We start from the raw sequence: 1,278 nt of genomic DNA on the forward strand, positions 1-1,278 counted from the left end.
TGACTATATCATACAAGAAACTATGAAATATTTAGAATCATATAAAGATAAATTAATTAAGGTATATTATGGAGATGAAGAAAAGATTTATGATATAGGGTATATAAAGGCAGAAGATGAAGATTGTATAGTTATAAAAACCATAGATATTGATTTTGGTTTAGATGATGGTTACTGCACTATATTCAAAGATGAAATTGATTTTATTGAAATAGATACTCAAGATTTAAAAGATTTACAAATTTTAATAAAAGAAAATTCTAAAGAAAATATTTCAAATAGTTATATTTTTAAAAATACAAAGTTAGAGTTAAGTAATCAAAATCTTTTAATTAATTTAATAAAAGAAATAATGGACAAAAAAGTTATTTGTAAAATTATATTATCTAATGAAGAAAAATCTGCTTATGGATTTATAAAAGAAATAATAGATGATAATAAAATACTAGTTAGTTATTTTGACGAAAAAACTTTAATAGATATTAGTAATGTAAGCACTATACATGTAGATACAATTTCTCATAGAGAAAACTATATGTTAGATAATATGAAAAAAAATTATTAATAACGGGAGATAATATGAATTATTTAGAATTATATAAAGATAAATTAATTGAAATATACTATGATAATGAATTAGATGGTTTGTTAGTAGGGTATATAAGGGTAGAGGATGAGAAATATATTGCAATTGAAACTTTTGACCCAATGGGTTTGCAGTCTGGTTATCTAATTGTATTAAAAGAAAACATAAATATTATTAAGATAGATACTGAATATTTAAAAGATTTAGAAATTTTAATTAAAGAAAATTCTAAGGAAAATATACGAAATTCTTATATTTATAAAGGTTCTGAATTAGAAATAGATAATAAAAATGTTTTCATGAACACATTAAAAGAAATAATGAATAAAAAAGTTATATGTAAAATAATATTATCTAATAGTGAGCATTCTGTTTATGGATTTGTAGAAAGAATAATAGATGATAATCAAATACTAATCAGTTATTTCAAAGAAAAAACTTTAATAAATATTAGTGATATAAAAAATATTTATATAGATGCAATATCACATAGAGAAAATTATATCTTAGATAAAATTAAGTTTCATAATTTGAAATGATATACATTTTATAAAACACATGAATTTATTGAGTTATTTTAAGGTTGGGCAAATGATGTTTGTCCAATTTATTTTTTTAATAAGTTAAATAGATTAAAGTAACTTTATTATTTCTTGATAAATCATATTAAAACTTAAATTTGACACTTGGAA

The 1,278-nt window shown here is 19.8% G+C and carries 2 protein-coding genes; both read left to right on the top strand.

The genetic code is table 11. From position 1 onward, the window contains the following. The coding region (locus AWT72_RS08575) for a hypothetical protein (RefSeq protein WP_231724075.1) at positions 1-565 on the top strand (565 nt) is incomplete at its 5' end. Positions 566-579: 14 nt separating this feature from the next. Continuing rightward, positions 580-1,125: a hypothetical protein gene (locus AWT72_RS08580; protein ID WP_067143645.1), complete on the top strand. Its 546-nt coding sequence runs from the start codon at positions 580-582 to the stop codon at positions 1,123-1,125. The last annotated feature ends 153 nt before the right edge of the window (positions 1,126-1,278 follow it).

The sequence above is a fragment of the Oceanivirga salmonicida genome (assembly GCF_001517915.1).
Classification (GTDB): Bacteria; Fusobacteriota; Fusobacteriia; order Fusobacteriales; family Leptotrichiaceae; genus Oceanivirga; species Oceanivirga salmonicida.